Below are 6,256 nucleotides of genomic sequence, written 5' to 3'. Positions count from 1 at the left end.
GGCATCGGACGACTTTGATGGAGTGGGTACCCCCGCTCTACGACATCGCAATGTGCCAGAATGGTGATGTATCACCAAGCAACGAGGAGGGTATCCACTCCATCAAAGTCCTAATTAAAATCGTGGAGCAAGATCTCTGGTTCACTAAAAGACAAACACGCCCGATGCTTGGCTTCAAGTCCTTTGAATCTGCATCTGCAACTCTTTCAGGTATAGAAGTCGCGCACATAATCCACAAAGGTCAATTCACGCCCGGACTCTGTCAATTTGTGCAAATTGCAGAACTGGCTGCTTAATCCATCGGCAAAAAGGCAGGATTTCGAACAATTGCTAACTTTGCAACGGAACCCCACGATGCCGTGGGGCTTTGGTTTTAGGATCAGATGCGTCGATCTCTATTGTGGTGTCAGTTTGTCAAGCGCCAGACCGTCGGCCCATGTACCGTGCAGTTCGCCATCGCTCATCAACACATACATGACCGGAGAGTCGGAGCCCCAGTCGACGGTTACAACCCTGCCATCGACGGACCCGGCGCCGTTAATAACCTGGGTGCCGATCCTCCATTCGAAATTCACGAATGATCCCTCCTGCGCGATGTTCGCAACACCTTGATATATCTGGCCTTCGACATTTCGCCCCTGAATCGAATAGGTACCGGATATCGACCTTTCGGCAGCTATGGGTTGTGGCACCATCAACGCGGCTCCGGCAATTACAAACGCCGACATTAAACCTCTTCTCATCATAACTTTTCTCCTGTTTCTGAATTAGATTCTGGATTGGTGGCCAGGGGGTCAAGCCGCGCATCAATTGACGGTTTAGTATCCACGCACTGGAGGAAACCCTCCGACTTCCAGTCGGATCGGCTTCAGCGCGAAGAATCGTTTTATTGTCTTACCCTCTGGAAAATGAGCCGCAGCCGGGTCGAAGGCTCATTTTCCAGAGGGTAAGACAATGCAATATGACACTGGCAAGCATTGCGTTTTCTATCATCGCTACCACATCGTCTAGTCGACCAAGTATCGTTACAAGGTTCTGACCGGCGCGGTGCGCCTGCGGGTGCGCAACATCCTCCGTCAGGTCTGCCGCGAGAACGAGGTCGACATCTTGCGCGGGGTGCTCTCGAGCGACCATGTCCACATGTTCGTTTCGGTGCCTCCGAAGATCGCCATTTCCGATCTGGTGCGCAAGATGAAGGGCCGTTCGTCTCACAAAGTGCAGCGGGAGTTTCCCGCGCTGCGCAGGCGCTACTGGGGCCGCCGGTTTTGGGGGCGAGGGTACTTCTCAACGACCAACGGCGCCATTACTGAAGACATCGTTCTGCAATGCCTCGAAAACCACATCGCTGATCCTATCGGCATCAGCCGGTAGTGGTTCAGTGTTACGGAATGGTCCCGAGCCGGGATCTTTCCGTTAGATCACGTTGGCCTTGGTTCATACCGGATTATGGCATCGGAAATACGTGATCTAACCCTGCACCGGTATCCCGGTGCAGGGGGCAACCTACGCGACGACCGCTAGTTTGACCTGCTTCACAAGCTCCTTATCGAGTGCGGCTTTTTGCTTCAGCCGGATCAGGCGACCCTTCTCCAAGGCCTCTAACAATTGCTCGGTGCGCTTGATCTTATCCATCGCGCGGCTCAGTTCGCTTGCAGGCTGGCTCCTGATTGCTTTGTTGTACTTGATCTCGAGCACTTCCAGCGCCACCAGATTGCGCATGATTTGGGGGACCGAGGAGTTACCGGGTATATTGGCTTCTTTTTCCATTTCCAGATACTTGTCCCGTATCGCGTCCACTCCGGATCCCGGGAATCGGCGGCAGACCTCAAGGCTCTTTTCCATGCTTTTCTGGTCCGCCTTGCCCAATGATTTGTATCGGGTGATCCGTTTTCTCGTCTTTTCAACCGGGCGCAGCATCGGCGCGCCCGAAGCTGCCTGCTTGATCTCGGCGGCAAGTGTCTCAACCGTTTCCCCCGCAGTGATCCAGGCTTTGACTGCCTCGGCCGAGGTGTCCGCAAGTTTTTTCGCCTTTTTCACGATACCGGCACAGGCCGAAGGATTGTCGCGTTTGACCTTCTGGAACGAACGCTCCAAGACTACGACAGCCCGGGCGGGCTTGTCCTGCGCTAGAAAGGTGCGGTTGAGCTCCTTCAGGGCTGCATCCATCTTCTTTTGCAGCGCAGTCATTTCTGCGGTTTTCACCTTGCCTGCAACTTTCAGCGACGCGGTGACTAACCTGCGTTGTTTGGCATAGACCTTGTAATTGCCCCCGATGGATTGATCCATCGCTGGCCAGGGCCAGTCGATATCCTGACTTTTCTGCTTGCCAAGTCCCAACGCGCCAAGCGTTTTCTCACCAGCGATTCCGTCCTGTTTAAGTCGTTTCGCCTTTTGAAAAGCCTTGACCGCGGCTTCGGTTTTGACACCGAAAATACTGTCGGTCTTCAGTTTCGCCTTTGGCGGTGTCTTGTTCAGCGCGGTCTGCAACGCTTTGACGTCGCTGCCTCGGGAGCCATTCTTAAGTTTTTTCACAACTACTCTCCAATAAATTCAATTTGTTACGTTCAGATATAGTCAGATTGATCCGGGCCAGACTTGCTTTGAACCTGCCCTCGATAGGAACTTTTCGTCGCACAGGCATTTTTTGCTTTTAGACCCATCAGATCCTTGGTGGGGTGGCGAACTCGCAGCGCGCGGTGTCACCCGGACCCGTGTGTTTCAGGCCATGGCTACGATCTCGTCATGCGCGGCCCTGCAAACATGATCGACATGGCGATGGTCGGTGCCGCAGCAGCCGCCGATGACGGACAGGTTCGGAAGCAACTGGGCAAGTTGTTGGTGCAGTTCCCCGAATTCCTGCGGGTTGCCATCGTCCAGATCTTCGGCCTCGTCCAACTCGGCATGCGACAACCGCGAGGCATTGGCGCGCAACCCGCGAATGCGCAGGGTCCAGTCTCCACCAGGTTCCAATACATGTCGGAAATGGTCGGGATGCGCACAGTTGATCATGAAATAGGCTGCCGCCTCTCCCGTCGCCGCGTCCACCTGTTCGATGGCCGATTGCAGGCTTTGTCCCGAAGGCAACCGACCGTCTGTTTCGACCGTGAACGAGATCACGACAGGAATCTCGGCTTCGATTGCGGCTTGTACGATGCCGATGGCCTCATCCGCGTAAGTCATCGTAATGGCCGAAACCATGTCGGCGCCAAATTCTGCAAACCAGTTAACCTGGGTCTGGTGATACGCTTCCGCCTCGGGGGCAGTCAGAATGTCGGTGGGCGAATAGCCGTCGCATTGCGGCCCGATCACCCCGTTGAGGACAAAGGGCGAGGTCGGGGTTTCATGTCTCTCACGCATCCCAGCCAATGTCGCGACGACCTCGCGGTGGATTGCTTTGAGTTGTTCCCTGTCGACACCCAGTTCCGCAGCCCACCGTGGGCTGGCCCGCCAAGTGGGTGTATCCATTACGAATCCACGATGATGGCGCACCGCCAGATCGGCAAATCCGCGCATATAGCGGTCGATGGCTTCAACACCTTGTTCGTTTTCCAGCGCCTTGAAGGCGGCAAACAGCGGCAGATCGATACCATCGTGGAAGACCAGCGTTGTTTCCAATCCGCCGTCGGCCAGCATTTGCTGCCCGTTCAATTGCGGAAGCGCGTTTCGATAATTCATTCCTGTCTCCTGTGTCAGCGCCCGGCTGGCGGGCGTCATTCGGTGCCATTGGGATAGATGCGGAACCAGCCGCAGACTCGCGCGAGTTCTGAGCTTTTCCTGAGAAAGTATGAGCGCTACTCTTGACCGCAGGCGCGGCAACACCGGGTCAGCGATAGGATCAAGGCATGATATTCGCGTTCAACGATTGCGAGATCGACACCGAGCTATTTCAGATTTCGCGGGGCGGGACCCGCTCCGGTCTGACGCCGCAGACCGCGCAGCTACTTGAGTATCTGATCCGAAACCGGGATCGCGTTGTCCTCAAGGACGATCTGGTCGAACAGGTCTGGGAAGGGCGCGCGATTACCGATGCCACGCTGTCGACGGCGATCAAGGAAGTCCGGCAAGCCATTGGCGATAGCGGTCGTGATCAGCATACGATCCGGACAGTCCATGGCAAAGGGTTCCGGTTTGTCGCGGATATCAGCGCCCGGAACACGGCCAAATCCCATGGTCTGCAACCTAACCGGACTGTTCTGGCCGTTTTGCCTTTTCGCAGCCTAGGTCGTGGCACAGAAGAATCCGACATCGCGGATGGCCTGACCGAGGACACCATCACCAACCTGTCCCGTTTTCGGGAATTCGTCCTGTTGTCACATCGAACCACAGCGCAAATCGCAACCGACAATATGTCGATCACCGAGATGAGCCGGTCTTTCGGCGTCTCTCACGTAATCGAAGGCAGCATTCGCAGATCACCGCAAAAGATGCGCGTGACGGTTCAGGTGACCGAGGCCGTCAGCGGCCATCTGGTGGCTACCGAACAGTTCGATCGTGGCGGCGAGACCGAAGACCTGTTCGATATTCAGGAAGAGATCGCAGACCTGATCGCTGGGCGGCTTGGCAGCCGTCATGGCGTCATGGCCAGCCGGCTTGCCCAGACAGAGCCTATCCAGCGAACCAAGACCTGGGAAACCTACCGTCTGGTTGCCCGTTTCTACGAGTATTATCGCTCCTACGACCCGGTTATCCATGCCGCGACCCGCGATCAATTGAGCGATGCGTTGACCCAGGACAGGCACTCCGCCGATGGCTGGGCAGCCTATGCAATGTTGCTTCTGGAAGAGTACCGGTACCACATCAACCAGCGCCCGAACGTTGACGCGTTGGCGCTGGCCTCAGACGCTGCGCGGAACGCTGTTGCATGCGATGGCTTACACGCTTTTGCCCAGATGACGTTGGCGCTGACAATCTTTTATCAAAAAGACATCCCGGGGTTTCAGGCCGCGGCTGCACGGGCGCTAGAGCTGAACTCTGGCCATTGCGATGTGCTTGCCGAAATCGGCTCGTGCCATCTGTTCTTGGGGGAATACAAACTCGCAACCGAGCTGCTTGACCGTGCGATTGAGCTAAGCCCAGTTCACCCCGGCTGGTACCACTATGCGCGATGCTGGCTCTATGCCGATCAGGGCTTCTTTGAGGCCGCACTTCTTGAAATTGAAAAAGTGCCCATGCCGGATTTCTTCTGGTATCACGCCCATTTGGCGTGGCTGCACGCAGAATTGGGCAACATGCACAAGGCAGAGCAAGCGGTCACCATCATGCGGGCTATGTTCCCCGAATTCGAAGAACATGCTTTGTCCGAGCTGGATTTGACCAACATCAACCCCGAGCGCGGCGCAATGGCCATCCGAGGTTGGACCAAGGCCGGTCTTAGGATCAATTTGACCGAAGCTTAGGGTCATTCCGCAAGAGTGCTGGCGTTGCGATCAGCCCGGAAAAAACGATAGCTCCCGCAAGCGCCGCGTAGCCGCCCAGAATTATGATGACGCTGCCGACACCGCCTCCAAGCGAAAAACCCAACAAATATCGCACCATGCCCAATACCGGCGTGTCTGTGCCGTTCAGATACAAAGGAAGAACAAAAACAGCCCAAATGCATTGAACAATATCATTAGGCCCAGCGTCACTTCGGAAAACGCCAGATAGGTCAGTCCTCCAGATACTGCCGCCAGACCCAGCCCTATCAGCCGCACTCTGTGCCTGTTGTGATCCTGAACCACACTGGCAATAAAGGACCCCAGCGCCGAAACGACCAGACTGGCGGCCAGCCAGCCACTGACCGTATCGACCCCGCGCTCCAGCGCAAAAAGTTCGAGAAACGCCCAATAAGATCCCATCAGAACAAAAAAACGGAAACAGGCGTAAATCGCGCGCCCATGTTACCAGCGAATTGGCTTGCGGCACGCGCGCGTAAACGGGCTGCAGGAGCAACACAAACTGGACCCCAGCCAACACTGCAAGCATCGGCAGCAGCGAAATACCGGTTGCCGCGGTGGCTGACAGAACCACAACAGACGCGATACATCCAATGCTCATTCCGTGCCCAAACCTACCAGGCGAATCCATGCTGCCGATCCCGTGCGACAGTGGGATAGACAGAACAACACCAGAAGCGGTGCCAGTCAAAATCGCCCCGGCAATCAGAACAGCCAGGCCAAATGTGGCGGCAAGCGATGAGCCCAGCAAACCCAGAAAACAAGCCCACCACCAAGCAAAGCCGCCCTGGGATTCTGAAATCGCGGCCCAAGCCAGCATC

5 protein-coding genes and 2 pseudogenes are annotated in these 6,256 nt (G+C 55.9%); 3 read left to right on the top strand and 4 right to left on the bottom strand.

All coding sequences use genetic code 11. The features are described 5' to 3' along the window. Positions 1–296: pseudogene (locus tag M3P21_RS21995) on the top strand (hypothetical protein); the annotation flags it as partial. A gap of 99 nt (positions 297–395) precedes the next feature. Here the strand turns inward: M3P21_RS21995 and M3P21_RS21990 are convergent. Beyond that, positions 396–728, bottom strand: a complete 333-nt coding sequence (locus tag M3P21_RS21990) for a hypothetical protein (RefSeq protein WP_249713651.1) — start codon at positions 726–728, stop codon at positions 396–398. A 226-nt stretch (positions 729–954) separates the two neighbouring features. Here M3P21_RS21990 and tnpA point away from each other — a divergent pair. After that, a pseudogene (tnpA, locus tag M3P21_RS21985) lies at positions 955–1,371 on the top strand (IS200/IS605 family transposase). Positions 1,372–1,503: 132 nt separating this feature from the next. On the opposite strand, the gene M3P21_RS21980 reads toward tnpA, so the two are convergent. Together M3P21_RS21980 and M3P21_RS21975 are read right to left on the bottom strand one after the other, a co-directional pair. Continuing rightward, positions 1,504–2,532 carry a peptidoglycan-binding domain-containing protein gene (locus M3P21_RS21980; protein ID WP_249713650.1) on the bottom strand — a complete coding sequence of 343 codons (1,029 nt, stop codon included), beginning with the start codon at positions 2,530–2,532 and terminating at the stop codon, positions 1,504–1,506. A 186-nt stretch (positions 2,533–2,718) separates the two neighbouring features. After that, complete coding sequence (locus M3P21_RS21975) at positions 2,719–3,675, bottom strand: homocysteine S-methyltransferase family protein (RefSeq protein ID WP_249713649.1); 957 nt, start codon at positions 3,673–3,675, stop codon at positions 2,719–2,721. Positions 3,676–3,842: 167 nt separating this feature from the next. Here M3P21_RS21975 and M3P21_RS21970 point away from each other — a divergent pair, with 167 nt between their 5' ends. After that, positions 3,843–5,396, top strand: a complete 1,554-nt coding sequence (locus M3P21_RS21970) for a winged helix-turn-helix domain-containing tetratricopeptide repeat protein (RefSeq protein ID WP_249713648.1) — start codon at positions 3,843–3,845, stop codon at positions 5,394–5,396. On the opposite strand, the gene M3P21_RS21965 is transcribed toward M3P21_RS21970, so the two are convergent. Beyond that, a partial coding sequence (locus M3P21_RS21965) for a hypothetical protein (RefSeq protein WP_249713647.1) occupies positions 5,377–6,256 on the bottom strand: 880 nt, incomplete at its 5' end. The genes M3P21_RS21970 and M3P21_RS21965 overlap by 20 nt on opposite strands.

Origin of the sequence: Ruegeria spongiae, assembly GCF_023502395.1 — a bacterium.
Lineage (GTDB): Bacteria > Pseudomonadota > Alphaproteobacteria > Rhodobacterales > Rhodobacteraceae > Ruegeria_C > Ruegeria_C spongiae.
This window is presented reverse-complemented; position numbering and strand designations above follow the sequence as displayed.

What these genes read in the sequence shown, in the direction of transcription:
- M3P21_RS21990 (WP_249713651.1), bottom strand. Translation starts at nt 728, where the DNA reads ATGTCGGCGTTTGTAATTGCCGGAGCCGCGTTGATGGTGCCACAACCC.
- M3P21_RS21975 (WP_249713649.1), bottom strand. Translation starts at nt 3,675, where the DNA reads ATGAATTATCGAAACGCGCTTCCGCAATTGAACGGGCAGCAAATGCTG.
- M3P21_RS21970 (WP_249713648.1), top strand. Translation starts at nt 3,843, where the DNA reads ATGATATTCGCGTTCAACGATTGCGAGATCGACACCGAGCTATTTCAG.